This window comes from Pedobacter sp. AC190 (assembly GCF_979258025.1).
Genome location: NZ_OZ409824.1, coordinates 4,422,525 through 4,441,397 on the forward strand (window position 1 = coordinate 4,422,525; position 18,873 = coordinate 4,441,397).

The following is an 18,873-nucleotide window of genomic DNA, read 5'->3' on the forward strand; positions in this document are numbered from 1 at the left end:
TTATTATATGTTTAGTAAATTCATACAAAGGCCCGTCCTTTCTATAGTTATATCGCTTATAATTGTGTTTTTAGGTGTGCTAGCCATAAGCTATCTGCCAGTAACACAATTCCCCTCTATTTCCCCTCCTAAAGTAAATATTACTGCAGAATACCCTGGAGCAAATAACGAACTATTAATTAAATCAGTTGTAATACCACTAGAACGTGCGCTTAACGGCGTACCTGGCATGAAATATATTGCTTCGGATGCTGGTAACGACGGTGAAGCATCTATTCAGGTGGTATTTAATTTAGGTACCGACCCGAATCAAGCTTCACTAAACGTTCAAAACCGTGTAGCTGCTGTAACGAATAAACTTCCGCCCTTGGTTGTTCGAGAGGGTGTAAAAATCAGCCGTGAAGAGTCTAACATGTTGATGTATATCAACTTGTATAGCAAAGACCCTAAAATGAACCAAAACTTCCTATACAACTTTGCCGATATCAATTTACTTTCTGAATTGAAAAGGATTGATGGGGTTGGTTTTGCCGATATTTTGGGTGATAGAGATTATGCAATGCGTATCTGGTTAAAACCAGACAGAATGCAGGCTTATAAAATTTCTGTTGATGAAGTGATGAAATCACTTGATGAGCAAAGTTTAGAAGCTTCCCCAGGTAAAACAGGTGAAAGCTCTGGTAAAAGGTCTCAGGCATTTGAATATGTCTTAAAATATTCTGGTCGGTTCAATACAAAAGAAGGTTACGAAAACATAGTTTTAAGAGCAAATGCTAACGGCGAAATGCTGCGTTTAAAAGATGTTGCAGATGTTGATTTTAGTGCCGCAGCTTACAACTTATATTCTACTTTAAATGGAAAAGCATCTGCAGCAATCGTTCTGAAACAATCTTACGGTAGTAATGCAAGTCAAGTAATTAAAGATGTAAAGGCAAAAATGGCGGAGATTAAAGCCACCTCTTTCCCTAAAGGTTTAGATTACGAAGTGAGTTACGACGTATCTAAATTCCTGGATGCATCAATCGAAAAAGTAATTCACACCCTTGTAGAGGCATTTATACTGGTAGGTTTAGTTGTATTTCTCTTCCTTGGCGATTGGCGTTCAACAGTAATTCCAGCCATCGCCGTCCCTGTTTCCTTAATTGGAACCTTTGTTTTCATGTCATTCTTCGGTATTACCCTGAATCTAATCACTTTGTTTGCGCTCGTACTCGCGATTGGGGTCGTGGTGGATGATGCGATTGTGGTTATTGAGGCGGTACACGCCAAGATGGAAAATGACCCGAAGCTATCCGTACTTAGGGCTACACAAGAGGCTATGAAAGAAATTAGTGGTGCAATTATCGCAATTACCTTTTTAATGGCTTCGGTATTTATCCCAGTAACTTTTATGTCAGGCCCGGTTGGTATTTTCTACCGTCAGTTCTCCATTACAATGGCAACGGCAATTATTCTTTCGGGTATTGTGGCCTTAACCCTTACTCCTGCTTTATGTGCCATTATGTTGAAAAACAATCATGGCCATGCTAAAAAGAAAACGATAGTTGACAAGTTTTTAGATGGTTTTAATAATGGTTTTGCTAAGCTTTCGGGTAAATATGAAATTGTATTAACCAAAGTGGTAAGCCGTAAAATATTGACTTTTGGTGTACTAATTTTATTTTGTTTAGGCATTTGGGGATTAAGTGGTAGCGTTCCATCTGGCTTTATTCCTAATGAAGATCAGGGAATGGTTTATGCGATTATTCAAACGCCTCCAGGTTCAACACTTGAGCGTACTGACCAGATTGCAGAAAAACTACAAAAAATGTGCGAAGGTATTGATGGCGTAAAATCAGTATCATCATTAGCAGGTTACGAAATTTTAACAGAAGGTACAGGCTCAAACTCCGGAACTTGTTTAATTAACCTGAAAGATTGGGATGAACGTAAAAACTCTGCTCAGGAAATTATCAAAGAACTTGAAGAGAAATCAAAATCAATTCCTGGAGCAACAATAGAGTTTTTCCAACCACCGGCAGTACCTGGTTATGGTGCAGCAGGTGGTTTCGAACTTCGTCTTTTGGATAAAGCAGGTAGTGGTGATTATAAAAAGATGGAAACCGTAGCTAATGATTTCGTTAGAGAACTTAACAAACGAAAAGAGTTATCATCGGTATTTACATTCTACAGTGCAAGTTTTCCTCAATATATGTTGAAGATCGACAATGATATTGCACAGCAAAAAGGTATAACAATTGATAATGCGATGAATACGCTTTCAACTTTTGTAGGTAGTAATTATGAAACGAGTTTTATTAAATACGACCGACAGTATAAAGTTATGGTACAAGCCTTGCCACAATATAGAGCCTTGCCAGAGGACATTCTAAAATTATCTGTTAAAAACGATAAGGATGAAATGGTTCCATTCTCTGCATTTATGAAAATGGAAAAGGTTTATGGTCTTTCGGAAATTACCAGACACAATATGTATAATGCTTCTGAGATCAGCGGTCAATCGGCACAGGGTTATAGTTCTGGTGAAGCAATTAACGCAATTACAGAAGTAGCTAAGAAAACACTACCAAGAGGTTTTGGTATCGATTGGGCCGGTATTTCTAAAGATGAGGTATCAAGAGGCAATGAGGCAATTTATATCTTTTTAATCTGTTTAGGTTTCGTTTACCTTGTGCTTGCAGCCCAATATGAAAGTTTTATATTGTCTTTATCGGTAATCCTTTCTTTACCGGTTGGTATTTTCGGGGCCTTCTTATTCTTAAAGCTTTTGGGCTTAGAGAACAACATTTATGCACAGGTTGCAATGGTCATGTTAATTGGTTTGCTCGGTAAAAACGCCGTTCTAATTGTAGAGTTTGCAACGCAACGACATGCTCAGGGCGCGACCATACTTGCAGCTGCTATGGAAGGTGCCAGTGTACGTTTCCGTCCGATTTTAATGACATCCTTCGCTTTTATTGCTGGTTTAATACCATTAATGATTGCCAGTGGACCAGGTAAAATTGGTAACAGGACTATTGGTTCAGCGGCAGCAGGTGGTATGCTATTCGGTACCATTTTCGGAGTAATTATTATCCCGGGATTATACTATGTATTCGGAACAATAGCTGCCAGACATAAGCTTATTAAGATCGAAGAAGAACATCCGTTAACTGAAGAAATAGAAGATAATGTTTAAGAAAAATATTTATAAGTACGTTGGTTTAATGTTGATATGCGCTGCATACTCAGCATGTAAAGTACCTGAGTTTGCTCAACGTAGTGAAAATAAAAATGTACCTGCGAGTTTTAACAACTCGCAGGATAGCACAAATACCGCAAGCTTAAAATGGCGTAGTTTCTTTACTGATCCAAATTTGGTTAATTTGATTGATACTGCATTGAAAAATAATCAGGAGTTAAATATAACCTTGCAGGAAATTGAAATTGCCAAAAACGACATAAGAGCTAAAAAAGGCGAACTTTTGCCAACGGTTGGTTATGGTGCTGGAGCAGGATTCGAAAAAGTTGGCCGTTATACCAGTTCGGGTGCGGGCGATGCTTCTACCGATATTACACCAGGCAAAGAAGTACCAGATATATTACCAGATTACAGATTTGGCTTGCAGGCTAATTGGGAAGCCGATATTTGGCATAAGTTAAGAAATGCTAAAAAAGCAGCTGTAACACGTTATTTATCTACAGTTGAAGGTAAAAACTTTGTTGTAACTAACCTGGTGGCCGAAGTTGCCAATTCCTATTATGAATTGCTTGCTTTAGATAATCAGTTTGATATTGTAAAGAAAAACATCGCTTTGCAAAGTAATGCTTTGGAACTTATGAAAGTTCAGAAGCAGGCTATGCGTACTACTGAATTAGCAGTAAGAAAATTTGAGGCAGAGGTCTTAAGTTCTAAAAGTTTAGAATTTGATATTCAACAAAATATAACAGAAACTGAAAACAAAATTAATTTCCTGTTAGGTCGTTATCCACAACCCATTCCAAGAGATAAAAGTAATTTTATCAATCTGGTTCCGCCTACCGTTCAGGTAGGTTTGCCAGCTCAGTTATTGGCTAATCGCCCTGACATTAAACAAGCTGAGCTTGATTTAACTGCAGCTAAACTTGATGTTAAAGTTGCAAAGGCGCAGTTTTACCCATCTTTAGGCATTTCTGCGACAATTGGTTATCAGGCTTTTAATCCATCTTACTTATTGAGAACGCCTGAATCTTTAGCCTATTCTTTGGCTGGAGATTTAGCTGGACCACTGATTAATCGTAACGCGATAAAAGCAGAGTATTTAACTGCTAATGCGAAACAGTTACAAGCTGTTTTTAATTACGAGAAAGCGATTTTAAATGGTTACGTTGAGGTTGCTAATCAATTATCGAACATCAGCAACCTACAAAAAAGTTACAATTTGAAAGCGAAACAAGCCGAAGCACTTACGCAATCTATTGATATTTCTAATGATTTATTTAAAGCAACCAGAGCTGATTACTTTGAAGTTTTAATGACCCAACGTGATGCGCTTCAATCAAAATTAGAATTGATTGAAACTAAAAAACAGCAGTTAAATGCTGTGGTAAACATTTATCATGCTTTGGGTGGTGGCTGGAACTAATGTAATGCAATCGTTCCGACTGATTTAATATTCCTTTTTACGAAGAAAGCCTTTTAAGTAATCTTAAAAGGCTTTTCTTTTGTGTTTTATAAGCTAATTAGCTTTTGATTTTTCTTTTGTAAAGTATGCAGTTAATTTAGTTTAAAGCAAATATTCAAAAGGAAAATCTTACTAGGCAAGTCTAACGTTTGTTGCAGTTGGACCTTTTTTACCTTGAGAAATTTCGAATTCTACTGTATCGTTTTCAGCGATTTCATCTACTAATCCAGTTACGTGAACGAATACTTCAGAACCGTTATCGATTGTTATAAATCCGAATCCTTTTTCCTTGTTGAAAAATTTTACTTTACCTTGTGCCATTTCTTTGATAGATTTTGTTTTTAATAATTTTCTCCCAAGATAGAATAAATAAGTACATCTTGCAAGTGAGTTAAAAAAGTTAATTATTTGATTTCAAATTCATAACTACCTGCTGATATTTCAGTCTTGTTTTGAATCGTTTTACCATTCAGATAAACCTTTTTGCCTTTCACATTAGGAATTTCCAAACTTGCCGTAGAGTTTGCTGGAATTTTAACATTATATTTTATTCCTTCTCCTACCTTTTTCCATGAGGAAAGAATTTTACCGTACGGACCATCATGACTTGCTGCAAAATGATCTAAACCTGCTACAAAATGAGGGTGCAGCAAAATGTTTTTAAAACCAGGGTGTTTTTCGTCGATTTTGATGCCGCCAATGCCTTTAAAAAACCATCCGCCAATTTCACCAAACATCATGTGGTTATCAGAAATATCTCTTTTTGCTTCCATATCCCAGTTTTCGTGCAAAGTTGTAGCGCCATTTGCAATCCACCATCCCCATCCTGGGTAAGTATCTTGTGCGGCAAGTTTGTAAGCTGTTTCTGCTTGTCCGTTATCGCTCAAAGCATTTAATACCGCTTTTGCACCCAAAACTCCAACATCAATGTGCATACCATCTGCAGCAACACGTTTTGCTAAATTTTCAGCAACTTTTTGTCTGTATTCATCAGCTACAATATTCCATTGTAAGGCCATACTTAATTCTGTTTGTACACCAGAACCATAAATAGCAGTTTCAGCATGAAAAAATTTAGCATTAATTGCCTTTTTAATTTTTTCAGCTAAAGCACTGTACACCAAATAATCGTTCTGGTTACCAAATATTTTAGCGGTTTTTGCTAGAATATCTGCATCAACATAGAAATAAACGGATGAGGTATATTCCAAATTAGAAGTTGATTTAACAGGAACCCAATCTCCGCGACCAAAAGTAGTTAAACCATCTACGCTTATGCTGTTCACATAATTTACATATTGTTTTATGTTTTTGTAATTATCTGCCAATGCTTTTGTATCGCAATAAAACATATAAATATTCCATGGAATTATAGCAATTGTACTGGTCCAGTCTGTTCCATTTGCTGTTCCATAACCCCAACCACCTGTCGGAATAATATCGGGCAATACTCCATTGGGCTGCTGTTCATCACGGTGGTCGCCCATCCATTTTTCATAAACTGTTATTCCATCGAAATTGTAAAAACCTGTTTCTACAGCAAAATGTCCGTCACCTGTCCAACCATTTTTTTCGCGTTGCGGGCAATCTGTTGGAAAACCAAAGAGATTGGATAAATAAGAGTTATTCGTTGCCGACCAAATTTTATCAATTAATGGGTTTGATGAGGATATTTTCCCTGCAGCTGGTACATCGCTATGCATAAAATATCCAGTAAGATTTTGAGCTTCAAGCTTTATCGGATTGCTTGTTGTTACTTCAACATATCTAAATCCTTTGTAATTAAAAAGCGGCATAAACTCTTCTGTTCCATTTCCGTTTAAAATGAAAATATCGGTTTGAAAAGGGTCAGTATCATCCTTCGGGCGATAATAAACATCAATATTAGATAAATCTGCACGTCCGTTGGCGTATAAGCGCTCGGTATGTTTTAAACGGATTATAGTTCCTTTAGGTCCAGCAACTTTTATTTTAGATACGCCTGCAATATTTCTACCCAAATCAAAAAGATAGGTTGTATCATTAAATTTGCGCATATCCTTAACCTTTATTTCCTCTACATTGCGTATTGGATGCATGGTTTGTGAAACAATATTAGTTGAAGGTGTTGCCCTTAAACTAACACCACGCCATTTAGAATCGTCAAAATCGGCTTTGTTCCAGCCTTTTTGTTCTAATCTCGCATCATAATGTTCGGCAGTGTAAATATTATTTGAAACAATGGGACTTAAACTTGTTTTCCAATCGCCTCCAGAGGTAATAACTTCAGTTGAACCATCGGTATAAGTAATTCTTAAATCTAAGCAAAACGTGGGTCTTGCCCGCCATGGCGCCTTATCGAAGTTCCAAACAGCTAAGGCCTGGTGATTATACCAACCATTACCTAGTAAAACACCTACTGCATTTTTTCCCTGCTGAAGATTTGCAGTTACATCATAACTTACATACAAGTTTCGTCTGTCGAAACGAGTGTACATTGGGTCTAATCGGTGGTCGCCTACTTTTTTACCATTTAAATATAACTCATACAAACCTGCAGCCACAACGTAAGCTCTGGCAGATTTTATCTGTTTTACGGGTTCAAAAACTTTTCTAAAATAAGGAGCTGGTCGAGTGTTGATATCATTTCTATCGCTAATCCAGGTTCCTTTCCAATTCTCCATCCCCATCATCCCCGTTTCGAAACTTGATGTAGAAGCAGTTATGCTTTTGTTGTTTTTATCCCAAAGTTCAAGCTTCCAGAAATATTTAGTAAACGGTAATAATGCCCTGCCTTTATAGGTTATCAAATTATCACCCGAAGTAATTTTACCAGAATCCCATTGAATATCTTGCTTAGCAGATAACTGAGTGGAATCGGTACCAATTACAATTCGATATGCAAGCTGAAGAGCTCCTTTCCTGTCATCATCCATTATCCACGATAACCTTGGTTTTGGATTATCTATTCCAATTGGCCTGATTAAATGTTCGCATTTTAAACCAGTTATACCAATTGCCCAGGAAGATTTACCGCTGATAACAAGTAAAAAAGAAAGAAGGAAAAGTTTGAAGAAATTTGATTTGAATGTGTTCATGTTCTTGTATTAGCAATAATAAATTTGGTTATAGTGTGTTTTTACTTAATTATTTTGATACCCTTTGGTGCAGAAATATCACTTTGTATTGTTCCGTTTGCTATTTTGGTATGTTTTATTTTTACAATTCCTAATGGAGTGGGAAAGCTTCCTTCTACGAATTTTAAATCACCAAGATGAGGCTCGATTTTAATTATTCTGCAACCTGGAGCCATGATTTTAACGCCCAAAACATTTTCGGTAAGCCATGCCGTTGGGCCTGATGCCCATCCGTGTGCAAGACTATTACGATAACCTTTATAGCTATATGAACCATATTTTGCATGTAAATCGATTTTACCCTTAGGTACAAGCTCATCAATTCTGCCTGCATTTGAGATCCAATCCATATTAAAATCTTCCCAAAAGCTTGTTGCACCTAAGTTTAGCATAGCACCCCAAAACTCTCTTATGTTATCTATTCCACCCTTATAATTACCTGCCTTAGCCTTTGCTTTAAGCATGTAAAAGCCATAAAATGTAGAAAAATCTTTTACGCCTCCAGCAGATATTATTTTATCTGCTTCTTTAGGAGGTAACAAACCCGACAAGGATAATAATGAAGCAACTTGTTTAGAACCTCTAGAATCTGGAACATTCGTTTTAAGCCTTTTAACTGTTGCTAAACAGTTTTCAGCAGTTTTTTGATCACCTAGAATAATGCTTAATTCTGCGCCAGCTTCGAGTGTTATTAAAAGCATAGCTTGCAAACCTCCATGTATCGCTTCTGGATTATCACTTGTTGGCCAATCTAAAAAACGCCAACCTTTGGTTAGCTTTTCGCTATTTTTATCATCGATTTGTGCAGCAAAATGATTCAGCAAACCAGAAAGATATTGTTTTTGCTTTTTAAGATATTCTAAATCGCCATTGTGCATATACCAGTCTTTCTGAATAATTACCCACCACATCGAATAAGAAGATATACCATTCATATAATCGGGCAGAGGTGTTAAATCTCTAACTAAATCCAGGCTTTTGGGTACAACCTCATTATTGCCAAAAACAGCTGCAATTGTTGAGGTTTCAGGATGCATATCTCCTATCCATACTAATCTATCTCTTTTTATTCCATCCCATAAGTGCTCCTGCATATTCAAATGAGCGGTATAAGCCCCCGTCTGCCAGATTTTGTTTAGCAAAGTATCGTTACTTACAAAAGAACCCAAATATGGAATATCGCGAAAAACAGCAATTGCATTAACTTCTTTAAGTTTTAAAGCTACACCTGCTTCTAAAAGGTCTATACGAACAAATCGAAACCCCGTATTTCCAACTTCGAGTTTACCCAACCAAGGTAACATGGCTTCAAAATCACGCATAGCATGGTCATTTGTTGCGTTATACATAGAATCTATTTCTGACATAGCTTCGGCAGCAGATTCTCCGAAGCGTATTCTAACCTTTATAGGTTTATTTCCTTTATAAATTCCTGTAATTAATTGTAAGCCTCCATGAATCTCTTTTCCAAAATCTAGTAAAATGGCTGACTGAGAGCCGCCTTTATTTTCCATAGAACAAATAATATCTGAGGAAATTTCTGCTTGCCCGTTTCCTTGTTTTAGTAGCTTATCTTCATTTTTAACATCTCCGTTTTTCCATAAAATTCTTGTTGGTGTAACAAACCTTCTCACCATTTCTTCATTTCTAATAAGTTTGCTTTTTTCAAATGCTCGCTGTTGAGCACCTACTGGATTTAGATAAGCAATACCACACATTAAGAAAAAAGTGATGAGAAAAAACTTCATAAATTGTTTTTATTATTTGAGTTAGCTTAATTTATTAAACAAGTAAATCGTTTTATAAATTGTATAAATAAACAAGTGTTCGGATTTCATATTTGGTTAACTGTAAATAATAATGATTTTTTATGTTGTTTAATTACATGCAAAGCACGGCTTAATTTCTAGAAAAGTAATTAATACTGATTAGTTTTCAATATCATAATATTTTAAATTTTTCTGGCATCTGTAGCATTAATGTTTCTTATCAACTAAAATTCTTTTTCCTAAGCTCAAAAATATATTTCTCCAAAAAATAAAATTAGATTATTTTATTAATCTCGGTTTTAATTTTTTGGCAATTCGACTATACATTTTGATATTTAAATCAGCAGCTGAATTTCAAATCCCCTTGTCCAAAATATATATTTCATTTATCAAATTATCTATTTATAGCCTCGAGTGATTGCCATAGTTTTGATTTCAAAGTAAAACCAAATAATTAAATAATATGAGTAAAAACAACACCAGCATACACTTAAAAGTTAAAGTTGGTTTATTTGGCATTGGTCTTCAGGCTTACTGGGAACAATTCTCAGGTTTAAAAGATAGGTTAGCTGGTTATATAAATATTATTGCAAATGGGTTAGAAGCCTTTGATGCGGATATCATAAACCTTGGCTTAATTGACACGCCAGAGACGGCTTTCGAATCGGGTAATAAGTTTAAAGCGGAAGATGTGGATATCTTGTTTTTATATGTTTCTACTTATGCACTCTCTTCAACAGTGTTACCCGTTGTAAAAAAAGCTAAGGTTCCTGTTATCGTATTAAATTTATCGCCAGAGGCGAGCATTGATTATAAAACTTTTAATAAGCTCGAAGACCGAACAAAGATGACTGGCGAATGGCTGGCTTATTGTTCCGCCTGTTCGGTTCCTGAAATTGCAAACGTTTTTAACCGATGTAAAATTCCCTTTTTCCAGATTACGGGTATGTTACATAACGACCCTCACGTTTGGAAAGAGATCGAAGAATGGGTTGAAGCCGCTAGAGTTGCTAAAATAATGTACTACAACCGATTGGGCATAATGGGCAATTATTATGGCGGCATGATGGATATTTATACCGATTTAACTTTACAAGCTGCAACATTTGGAGGCCACATGGAAGTTTTAGAAATCGACGAATTATCGCATTTATGTACTACGGTAACCAATCGAGAAACGGAGTTAAAACTTCAGGAAATACATAATCTATTTGATGTACAGGCAGATTGTGCCGAAGACGAACTTAACAGAGCCGCCGTAACTGCGGTTGCATTAGATAAACTTGTTGCAAAATATAACCTTGGTTCTTTAGCTTATTATCACAAGGGTACTGGAAACGAAGCCAACGAAAACACCGCGACTTCGGTAATTTTAGGCAATTCTATTTTAACAGGAAAACATATTCCAGTTGCTGGAGAATATGAAATTAAGAACGCACAGGCCATGAAAATTATGGATAGTTTTGGTGCAGGTGGTTCTTTTACCGAATATTATGCCATGGATTTTAATGATGATGTGGTATTAATGGGTCACGACGGGCCGTGCCACCCCCAAATAGCAGAAGGTAAAATAAAGGTTAAACCATTAAAAGTTTACCATGGCAAAGTTGGAAATGGTCTTTCAGTAGAAATGTCGGTAAGCCACGGGCCAGTTACCTTACTTTCGGTTGTTGAAACTGGAGATGGTGCCTTAAAATTATTAGTGGCAGAAGGAGAATCTGTTCAGGGCGATATATTAGAAATCGGAAATACAAATAGCAGATACAAATTTTCTCTCGGCGCACGTAATTTTGTAGAAGCCTGGAATAATGAAGGTCCTGCGCACCATTGTGCCATTGGTAAAGGTAATATCGCCTCAAAAATCCATAAACTTGGTAAAGTCTTAAGTATCAAAACGGTTCAGGTTTGTTAATCTAAACTGTTTCGCAGCAGGTTATTACTTTAAATCATAATACATTTCATTAACCACAAAATACTAACATAATTAGTAAGAACAAAAGAAAGATTGTACTTTTGGGTTCAATTGCATAGGCTTTTATCTATGCTTAAATTCGATAGATTCCCATTTGATGCACGAACACCAGCTTATTCTTGATTTCTTAAAGTCGACCAATCAATCTATTTTTCTTACGGGAAAAGCAGGAACTGGAAAAACAACCCTGCTTAGACACATAAGAGAAACTACAAAAAAGAATTTTGCTGTTGTTGCGCCAACTGCTGTAGCCGCAATAAATGCAGGTGGAGTTACCTTACATTCCTTTTTTCAAATACCTTTTGGGCCTCTTATTCCAAATCCCGACGCTGGTGAAGCTATAAAATATTCTGCTGATAAAATAAAATTATTAAAGTGCCTTGAACTGCTAATTATTGATGAAATTAGTATGGTTAGAGCAGATATTTTGGATTTTATTGATCACGCATTAAGAAAAACCAAAGCATCTCAATTGCCATTTGGCGGTGTGCAGGTTTTAATGATTGGCGATTTATACCAGCTTTCGCCTATTGCGCACGATGCATGGCATATTCTTCGAAATTATTATACCAGTCCTTATTTTTTCGATAGTTTGGTAATCAAATCAAACAAGCTTACTACTTTTCAACTTGATAAAGTTTACCGTCAATCCGATCCAATATTTTTAGATATTTTAAACGGGATAAGAGAAAATACGCTTAGTGTTAATTTACTTGAAAAACTGAATGAACGCTACGATTCGGAAATGAATGAGGTTAATAAAGAAGAGTACATTACTTTAACCACGCATAATAATCTGGTTACGCAAATCAATCAAGAGTATTTAGAAAAACTTAATGGAGAAACCCATCTTTTCAATGCAAAAATTACAGGAGATTTCCCTAAAGATGCTTATCCGGTTGATGAAGTTTTAGAACTTAAAGTTGGTGCAAGAGTCATGTTTATCAAAAATGATTCTTCGGGTAAAAAGCTTTATTACAACGGTAAGGCCGCTGTAATTACAAAAATTAATAATGAAGGCATAAAGGTTCGTTTTAATGATGAACATAGCGATTTGGATGTAAATCAAGAAGAATGGCAAAATATAAAATATAACCTCAACCCTACCGATAATAAAATTAATGAACTAAATACAGGGAGTTTTGCTCAATACCCTTTCAAACTGGCATGGGCAATTACGGTTCATAAAAGTCAGGGTTTAACTTTTGATAAGGCAATCATTGATGTTAGTTCGTCTTTTACACATGGCCAGGCTTATGTGGCTTTGAGTCGTTGCAGAAGTTTGGAAGGTTTAATTCTGAAATCGCCAATTAAGGTAGAAAACATTATTACCGATGATAAGGTGATCAAGTTTACTAATGAGGCCATTTTTACAAAACCTGATGCTGTTGCTTTAGAAAATGCAACTCAAGCATATGAATGGAGTCTTATTCGTGATTTGTTAGATTTTGAATCTATAAGAAGAAACTGGATAATTTTAAAAAAATCGAGCTTTGGAAATAACCCCGGCAACACCGCATTTCAAGAAATTGTTGATAAAAGTGCTAAAATTTTGGAAGAAGAAATCATTAGTGTTGCTGCCAGATTCATTAAAAAAGAGTTAACAGGAGTTGTGAGAACCAAATCTGTTAATGAAGAAGAAGAGTTTAGAGACCGATTAACAAAGGCTTCAACCTATTTTATTCCGAAGTTAGAAACGGTTTTAAACGATATTGATAAATTTAATGAACTGAATGTTTATATCGACGAGCGCTCGGAAAAGATTTTAAACAGGATTACAGATTTATTAAATGAACTCACCATTAAACTCGCTCTATTTAAAATTCAGTGGAATGATTTTACTGTTGATGAATATACGAGAATCTATCATCGTGCTGGCAGCAGATATGAACCCGTTCAAACTGGACGGGCGCCAAAAGTTATTATTTCAGCTAAAGAAATCGCAAATTTAAAATTGTTTCTGGAGCTTACAGCTTTACGAAAAACAATAAGTGACCAAAGAAATGTTGCAGAGCACAATGTACTTTCTGATGTTGCGCTACAATCTATCGCAGCCAAATTACCTAAAACTACCGAGCAGCTTGCAGCAATTAAAGGCGTTGGCATCGGCAATGCAGTAGAAATCGGGAAAGAAATTTTAAAAGCAGTAAATAACTATCTAGGTACAAGCGAGTTGTTTTAAGTAAATAAGCCTTTTCTATTTTTCTCGATTAAATAGCATTAAGGCAAATTTCTTACAATTGGTATTTTTTGATGCTGAGCTTATTGAAAAGTACTTAATGTGAGGCATTTCGATAGGGCTCAATGTAGTAAAGAGAAATTTTTCAAAGATTCTCGAATATGTTCGAAATGGCGGTTTTCTTAAAACAACAATCGATAATTTATAGGCTTACCGAAGTATTTTAAACCCAGTAGAGCGGAAATACTTTTTGTTGCAAATACTTTAAAAAACCCATTTCCGATAATAAAAAGATTGAAGCGAATGGCGGGACTATCTGAACCGAAGAATTACTGGAACTGCTTTTCAAAAAAAATATAAATTTTTAAAAGAAATCTTTGAGTCAATAGATTAAACTCAAAGATTTCTCGGTTTCGCTAGAAATGATGGTTATGAAATCAACCTAAAAAGCATCAAACCAAAGTTTGGTGGTTAATAAATCAGCGCCTTGACTACCCACCGCGTTTTTGTAACTCTGTCCGTTTAGCGATTGCTCGGTACCTGGATAAATAAAGCGAACAGGAATTTGTCCGTTTAGCACCGTATTAACCGATGCAGTTAATTGTGGATAATCTAATCTTCTTCTCTCTGCCCAAGCTTCCAAACCTTGACCAAATAGTGCAAGCCATTTTTGTTCGCCAATAGATTTTTTATAGTTAGCGGCATCGTATTGAGCGGCTGGCTGCGCAACATAGGTATTTGCTAAGGCATCAGAAATGTTGTATTGTTTTAACGATGCTTTAATTGCCTGTTGATATAAATCTGCTGCGTTTTCTGTTGTGAAACCTCTGGCCGCTGCTTCTGCCCTATCGAAAAGTAACTCTGAATAACTAAAAATTACAGCTGGCGCCTGAGGCAATAAAAAGTAAGCGCCTGGTTTAGATGTTTTTGCAAAACCAAGAATACTAGCTTCGGAGTTGGTTAATCCATTAGGAACACCGATATATTCTTCGGGCGTAGCCGTTTGGGTTTTACTTGCGTAAATAGGAAGCCTCGGATCGTTTAAAGCAAAAAGCTTATCAACAATTGTTTTACTTATACGATAATCATCTCTGGTTTCGAACAAAGCACTCACGGGGTTTTGCTGTGGAGAAGTTAAGTACACAAGCTGTGCATTATCTGCATTATCGCTTATGTATGCATCACCTTCAGCTTTAATTTCATCTAAAACCTGCTTAGATTTTGCAGGCTCTTTATCGGCAATACGCAAAGCGATTCTAAGTCTTAAAGAGTTTGCAAGCTTCTTCCACCTGGCAATGTTACCATTATAAATTACATCGCCTAAAATAGCTTTCGAAGCAGGATCTAAAGTCAGTTTTGCTGTTTTTAAATCGTCTAATAAACCAAAATACACATCTTTTTGCTTATCGTAGGCAGGTGTTATAAATTCGCTAATTTTGCCAGCCTGCGAGTAAGGAATATCGCCATAAGCATCGGTAAGTAATAAAAAAACCCACGAACGTAACACCAAAGCCACACCTTTATAGTTTGGATTTGCCTGTGCATTTCCTAATTCAATAATTTTGTTGAAAGCAGTTATACTTTGAGAATATCCAGTAGACCAAAGTGCTGTAAAACTACTATTTGAATAGATAAATCGATCTTCTTCGGTATATTGAATTTTAGACCAGTGCTGTACAAACAACGAACTTGAATTCATTGTATTTGTTGTACTCCAATACGCATCTGTTGTATTTTTTATTGCACCTGTTAACAAATAATCGGGTTGTGCATTTTCGGTTGCATTTGGGTTAATATTAACCTTATCTAATTCTTTGCTGCAAGATGAAACTGCTAATGTTAAAATTGACAACAAGTATATTTTATAATTTTTCATGTTAAAAAGATTAAAATTTGATATTAAGGTTAAGACCATAACTGCGGGTTGTTGGATTTGAAAGACTTTCCAAACCTTGTCCGTTACCCGTGTTAAAGGCAACTTCCGGGTCAATATCTTCTACATTTCTATGAATAATCCAAAGGTTACGACCAACTAAAGAAACCGAAGCGCCCTGAAGGCTAAGAGAACGAATCCATTTAGACGGTAAATTGTAACTCAGTTTAACCTCACGAAGTTTTACATAAGAAGCATCAAAAATATTGGCTTCATCTATAGTACGAAACGACTTATAATATTGTTGAGCTGGTAATATTTTTTCATTGCGTTTTCCATCAGCAGTTACACCATCGAAAACAATACCATCATCATAAACGGTTACGCCTGCTGGAGCTGTTCCATTTACTCTAACCGTACCGTTTGCTTTTCCATTTCCAGGATAGTAATAAGAAATACCTCCATATTCTGCAGCTCTGCCTGGCAGTGTTGAAGCAAGTACCCCAGTGTAAGTTCCTGTTGCATAAGTACCATTGTAAATAGAACCTCCAAAACTTGCATCAATTAAAACACCTAAACTCAAGCCTTTGTAACTAAATGTATTGTAAATGCCACCAATCCAATCGGGCGTATATTTACCTAAAACCCTTTTAGTTGGATCAGTTTGGGGCGCACCAGTTGCGTTAACTACAATATTGCCGTTTCCATCACGTAAAAAAGCATTGCCAAACAAAGTTCCATACGGCTGACCAACAGCTGCTATTACCTGAGCAGAGTTTGTTGCAACAACATAATTCTGCAGCAAACCAGCTTTATCTAACTCGATTACCTTGCTTCTGTTTGCCGCATAATTCACATCGATATCCCAGGTAAATTGCTTTTTAATTGGTGTTAAGCCCAATTGAATCTCAATTCCTTTGTTATTAATCTTTCCTGCATTTAAAAGTTTTGAACGGAAACCTGTTGACGGACTTACATCAACGCTTAAAATCTGATCGTAACTATTGGTATTGTATAAACTTAAGTCTAAACGTACTCTTTTACTAAAGAAGGTTGCTTCGGCTCCAAGCTCTGATGAAGTTGTTGTTTCGGGTTTTAAATTTGGATTTAAATCTGTTGTAGATGCCGTAAGTTGTGGATTTGAACCAAAAGGCGCACTAAAAACGTAAGTATTAACCGAACGATAAGGGTCTGCATCTTTACCAACCTTCGACCAGCCACCACGAATTTTTGCGTAATCAAGTACTTCGCTCTTAATATCTAATGCTTCAGTTAATATAAAACTTCCATTAAATGATGGATAGAAATAAGAACGATTTTGAGCCGCTAAAGTAGACGACCAATCATTACGAGCGGTAATGTTTGCGTATAAATAATTTCTAAAACCGATTTGTGCCGAAGCGTAAACACTATAAGATTTAAGCTTACTATAATTATTAGAAGAAATAAGCGGGTCTCTGGAATTACTCAAAGAATATAAGCCTGCTACGGCTAATCTTGGCGCACTTTGATCGTTTTGCTCGATGTAACGTGTACGAATGTTGCTACCTGCTAATGCCTCTAAGCTAAAATCTTTATTTAGTTGTTTGTTAAAATTCAAAGTTGCATCGGTGTTATTCTCACTAACTGTAAATGCACTTTCCGAATAAGAGCCAAATGGTGTTCCATTTGTACCATAAGCAATTTTTATTTTACGGCGATCGTTGTAATAATCTGTTCCCGAGCGGAAGTTAAATTCCAAGCCATCAATTATTTTATAGTTTAAACCTAAACTACCAATAATACGTCCACGCTGCTGAGAAACCGTATTTTCGTAGGCTACCCAATATGGATTGCTATAATAGCTATTATTCCAGTTAAAGGTATTTCCGTTTTCATCAAGGTAATTTTTTAATTGATTAATATCGACCTGACGACCAAACCAGGTAAACTGCAACATCGTACTGGTCGATCTTGAACCACCAGTTCCAGGCAAGTTATCGGAGTTTAGTTTGCTATAATTTGCGTTAGCTGTAACACTTAGTTTTGGCGTTACCCTTAAAGTTGTGTTTAGGGAGAAAGTATTTTTATCCTGACCAGAGTTTGGAACAATACCACCTTGTTGTAAATTATTGTATGATAAGCGGTAATCGAATTTTTCAGATGCATCAGCTATTGCAATGCCATTACTTAAAGAATATCCCGTTTCAAAAAAATCGCGAACATTATTTGGGTTTGCAACAAAAGGAACTGCTACACCTTTAGAGAAAAACTGAGGAATTAATCTACCATCCAATTTTGGTCCCCAACTTTCATCAACACCATCATTAATGCCTCCTCCTTTACCATCAACGTAACTAAATTTACCTTCAGAGCCTTGTCCGAAAGCATTTTGGTAAACTGGAAGTGTTAGCAAACTTTCTGCAACAATGTTCGAATTAAGGGTAATCCCTAATCCTTTTTTGTTTTTACCCGTTTTTGTTTTAATAATGATTACGCCAGCTGCTGCTCTCGAACCATACAAAGCGGCAGCATTTGGACCTTTTAATACACTTATCGATTCAATGTTATCTGCATTAATATCAGAAATTGTATTTGCATAATCTCTGGCTCCACCAGAATTTAATTGAGAATTATCTACTGGAATTCCATCGACTACGAAAAGTGGTTGATTATTACCTGAAATCGAAGTTTCTCCACGAATCACCACTCTCGACGAACCCATATCGCCCTGGCTATTGGTAACCCGAACACCAGCAATTTTACCTGCAAGAGCATTAACTAAATTAGATTCTTTTGCCTCTGCTAAATCCTGCCCTTTTAACTCCTGAACAGCATATCCTAAAGATTTTTTTTGTCTGGAAATACCCAAGGCGGTTACAACAACCTCGTTTAAGGCATTTTCGCTCGATTGAAGTGTAACAACTATAGCACCCGAATTTTTATTGATTTGAATTTCCTGCGTTTTAAAGCCTATGTAAGAAATAACCAATGTACTTTTATCTGGAGCATTAATCGAGAATGCACCTTTAGCATCAGTTGCAACAACTTGTTTGGTTTCTTTCAGTAAAACTGAAGCTCCAGGAATGCTTTCTCCAGATGTTTCTTTAACCGTTCCAGTTACAACTATATTTTGAGCTGCAAGTTTTTGCCCTATGAAAAGCAAAAATACAACCAGCGGTAGTTTTAAATTTTTAAACATATTTTTTTATTAATGAAGAGTTAATGTTCGTAATAATTAGGCATAGCAAGCCCAGCACAGTTTTAAACTGTATTTTTTTGATTAAAAATATTGAGGGCTATTAAGAGCGCCTGTTAAAAACTAAAAAGCTTTAACAGGGC

9 protein-coding genes are annotated in these 18,873 nt (G+C 36.2%); 4 read left to right on the forward strand and 5 right to left on the reverse strand.

The window, feature by feature from the left end:
* Positions 1-7: 7 nt before the first annotated feature.
* Positions 8-3,178 carry an efflux RND transporter permease subunit gene (locus ACZZZI_RS19500; RefSeq protein ID WP_463490843.1) on the forward strand — a complete coding sequence of 1,057 codons (3,171 nt, stop codon included), beginning with the start codon at positions 8-10 and terminating at the stop codon, positions 3,176-3,178.
* Positions 3,171-4,604: a TolC family protein gene (locus ACZZZI_RS19505; protein WP_316758236.1), complete on the forward strand. Its 1,434-nt coding sequence runs from the start codon at positions 3,171-3,173 to the stop codon at positions 4,602-4,604. Before ACZZZI_RS19500 ends, ACZZZI_RS19505 begins: the two co-directional genes overlap by 8 nt.
* A 171-nt stretch (positions 4,605-4,775) precedes the next feature.
* Here ACZZZI_RS19505 and ACZZZI_RS19510 read toward each other — a convergent pair whose 3' ends face one another.
* The 3 genes from ACZZZI_RS19510 to ACZZZI_RS19520 form a co-directional block, all read right to left on the reverse strand.
* The gene (locus ACZZZI_RS19510; RefSeq protein WP_316758234.1) at positions 4,776-4,964 is read right to left on the reverse strand and encodes a cold-shock protein; all 189 of its coding nucleotides are present in this window, start codon (positions 4,962-4,964) and stop codon (positions 4,776-4,778) included.
* An 83-nt stretch (positions 4,965-5,047) separates the two neighbouring features.
* A complete protein-coding gene (locus ACZZZI_RS19515) occupies positions 5,048-7,720 on the reverse strand; it encodes an alpha-L-rhamnosidase (RefSeq protein ID WP_463490846.1) in 2,673 nt (890 codons plus the stop codon).
* A 41-nt stretch (positions 7,721-7,761) separates the two neighbouring features.
* Positions 7,762-9,507, reverse strand: coding sequence for an alpha-L-rhamnosidase-related protein (locus ACZZZI_RS19520; RefSeq protein WP_463490848.1), 1,746 nt, complete (start codon positions 9,505-9,507; stop codon positions 7,762-7,764).
* A 484-nt stretch (positions 9,508-9,991) separates the two neighbouring features.
* Between ACZZZI_RS19520 and ACZZZI_RS19525 the strand changes: the two genes are divergently transcribed.
* Both ACZZZI_RS19525 and ACZZZI_RS19530 read left to right on the forward strand, forming a co-directional pair.
* A complete protein-coding gene (locus ACZZZI_RS19525; protein ID WP_316758227.1) occupies positions 9,992-11,440 on the forward strand; it encodes an arabinose isomerase in 1,449 nt (482 codons plus the stop codon).
* Between the two features lie 157 nt (positions 11,441-11,597).
* Positions 11,598-13,682 (forward strand): HRDC domain-containing protein, encoded by a 2,085-nt coding sequence (locus tag ACZZZI_RS19530; RefSeq protein WP_316758225.1) that lies wholly within the window; start codon positions 11,598-11,600, stop codon positions 13,680-13,682.
* A 439-nt stretch (positions 13,683-14,121) separates the two neighbouring features.
* On the opposite strand, the gene ACZZZI_RS19535 is transcribed toward ACZZZI_RS19530, so the two are convergent.
* Both ACZZZI_RS19535 and ACZZZI_RS19540 read right to left on the reverse strand, forming a co-directional pair.
* The gene (locus ACZZZI_RS19535; protein WP_316758222.1) at positions 14,122-15,555 is read right to left on the reverse strand and encodes a SusD/RagB family nutrient-binding outer membrane lipoprotein; all 1,434 of its coding nucleotides are present in this window, start codon (positions 15,553-15,555) and stop codon (positions 14,122-14,124) included.
* Positions 15,556-15,565: 10 nt separating this feature from the next.
* Positions 15,566-18,733 carry a SusC/RagA family TonB-linked outer membrane protein gene (locus ACZZZI_RS19540; RefSeq protein ID WP_463490851.1) on the reverse strand — a complete coding sequence of 1,056 codons (3,168 nt, stop codon included), beginning with the start codon at positions 18,731-18,733 and terminating at the stop codon, positions 15,566-15,568.
* Positions 18,734-18,873: the final 140 nt, after the last annotated feature.

Coding starts and splice junctions, on each gene's coding strand:
- ACZZZI_RS19520 (WP_463490848.1), bottom strand. CDS start 9,507: ATGAAGTTTTTTCTCATCACTTTTTTCTTAATGTGTGGTATTGCTTAT.
- ACZZZI_RS19525 (WP_316758227.1), top strand. CDS start 9,992: ATGAGTAAAAACAACACCAGCATACACTTAAAAGTTAAAGTTGGTTTA.
- ACZZZI_RS19515 (WP_463490846.1), bottom strand. CDS start 7,720: ATGAACACATTCAAATCAAATTTCTTCAAACTTTTCCTTCTTTCTTTT.
- ACZZZI_RS19505 (WP_316758236.1), top strand. CDS start 3,171: ATGTTTAAGAAAAATATTTATAAGTACGTTGGTTTAATGTTGATATGC.
- ACZZZI_RS19510 (WP_316758234.1), bottom strand. CDS start 4,964: ATGGCACAAGGTAAAGTAAAATTTTTCAACAAGGAAAAAGGATTCGGA.
- ACZZZI_RS19535 (WP_316758222.1), bottom strand. CDS start 15,555: ATGAAAAATTATAAAATATACTTGTTGTCAATTTTAACATTAGCAGTT.
- ACZZZI_RS19540 (WP_463490851.1), bottom strand. CDS start 18,733: ATGTTTAAAAATTTAAAACTACCGCTGGTTGTATTTTTGCTTTTCATA.
- ACZZZI_RS19500 (WP_463490843.1), top strand. CDS start 8: ATGTTTAGTAAATTCATACAAAGGCCCGTCCTTTCTATAGTTATATCG.
- ACZZZI_RS19530 (WP_316758225.1), top strand. CDS start 11,598: ATGCACGAACACCAGCTTATTCTTGATTTCTTAAAGTCGACCAATCAA.